The organism is Mesorhizobium sp. B2-3-12 (assembly GCF_006442205.1).
Lineage (GTDB): Bacteria > Pseudomonadota > Alphaproteobacteria > Rhizobiales > Rhizobiaceae > Mesorhizobium.
In genome coordinates this window covers 1-1,587 of the sequence record NZ_VFVR01000033.1, presented here as the reverse complement: position 1 = coordinate 1,587, position 1,587 = coordinate 1, and the positions used below count along the sequence as shown (strand labels likewise).

Annotated in this window: 1 protein-coding gene and 1 pseudogene; both read right to left on the bottom strand. The window is 60.0% G+C overall.

Features of this window, described 5'->3' with window-relative positions; genetic code table 11:
• Nucleotides 1–256 precede the first annotated feature (256 nt).
• Nucleotides 257–567 (bottom strand): annotated as a pseudogene (locus FJ948_RS30190) (type II toxin-antitoxin system RelE/ParE family toxin).
• A 3-nt stretch (nt 568–570) separates the two neighbouring features.
• The gene (locus tag FJ948_RS30185; RefSeq protein ID WP_140710976.1) at nt 571–837 is read right to left on the bottom strand and encodes a type II toxin-antitoxin system ParD family antitoxin; all 267 of its coding nucleotides are present in this window, start codon (nt 835–837) and stop codon (nt 571–573) included.
• Nucleotides 838–1,587 lie beyond the last annotated feature (750 nt).

The window sequence follows — 1,587 nt, the reverse complement described above, 5'->3', positions numbered from 1 at the left end:
GCGCACCGCCCTCGTTCGTGAGGCGTATATAGTCGCCACCTACCAAAACTGTCAACACCGATCTGCGATGTTTTTTCGATTTCTCGTGGAGATATCCACGGCGCCTAGATTCATGAGTTGGCTAGGCTGAGTTTCCACGCCGCTTCCCGCGGTTAGTCACGCCAGGGATGCTCGCTTCGGCCCCCATGGTGAGCACGGCTTCGCTTTGAAAGACGGCTGCCCGCCGACATGCCCACGGACCTCGCCCGAGCGGCTTTCAGCGCCGATCCTCCAGCAATTCCGGTGTGATGTTTCGGCCGGCATAGAAGATGCCCAGGATCAGCACCTGCTCGTCCTCGACCGCAAAGGCGATGCTGACCGCCCGCCGGTAGCCAACAATCCGCAGCCAGGCATGATCTCGAGCCGCTCCGTACCGCGCTGTGGAAAAGTCGATAGGCCGAGACAATGCTCCTTGATGCCCACGACAAAATTCCAGGCGATCGCCGGCGACGCCCGTTCGGCTATGTCGTCGTAGAGCTGTTCGAGTTCTGCCTGGGCGGCGGGATGAAAGACAATCCGATACTCCATTGCCTACTTGGCTTTCGCCTGCTTCGCGCGATGGCGCGCCTCAAGCGTGGAAAAGACCGTTTCGGCTGGAATGCCCTTCGTCGGATCCTGCCGGAGCTCGGTCAGACGGCCCGGAATTTCCTCGCGCAGCCACTTTTCCCGCTCCGCCTCGAAATCCTCGAGCATGCGCAGGCCGGCGCGGACGACCTCGCTGGCATTGTTGTAGCGGCCTGATTCGAGCTGTTTCCGGATGAAGCTCTCATAATGGTCGTTCAGAGCGTAATTGGGCATGGCAACCTCCTGGGGAAATATGGCGCCGCGCGACAGGTGTAGCAATAGATGGCAATCATTGGCAACCTCGGCTGATCCGGCAGGCGGTTTCGGCCTTGCGATTCGCCGAGAGAATCAGCCCTCGCCCATTCGGTAGCGATAAAGCGCATGGAGACACTGCATGCCCGGTCCGGGATTGGCCGTGTGAGGCGACCCAAGACCTGCGCGCACGCGATTCGGGAGAAGCCGGCTGAATTAAAACCCAACCGGCTAAATTTATCTCGCGTTTGGTTTCGAACGGTTCGCAAGACGCGTCGCGCGCTCTTTGGCGCCCTCATCGGCTGCGATCGATGAATTTCATCAACGCGATTATCGCGCCAGGCGCCGATTGGGATGAATGATTCGGTTCGGGTTCCAGATTTTGGCGCCGGCGCCACGGGTCAGGCGCCTACGCAAAACGCCCGCGGGGTGGATCCATGCGACGTTTTGATTTGGTTGGCGTGAGAAGCTTGGCATTCTCGTCCGGGCTGGGTGGGCTTTTGGTGCTCGGGGCCGACGATACTCGCGGGCCTGCGCTCGGTGAGCGAGCATGAGCTGAGCGGATCCACCTACGCAAAACAGCCCGCTGGCCGGAGCCATGCGGACTGTTTTTGAGATGTTGGAATGCTTGGTCTTTGGGGACAGGATTGAGTTTTGTGTCCTGCGGTGTGGGCTTTGGCTGCTTGCGGGGTGCTGATGACCGGTTAGAATCGGCGGTCCACCAGAGCCAAA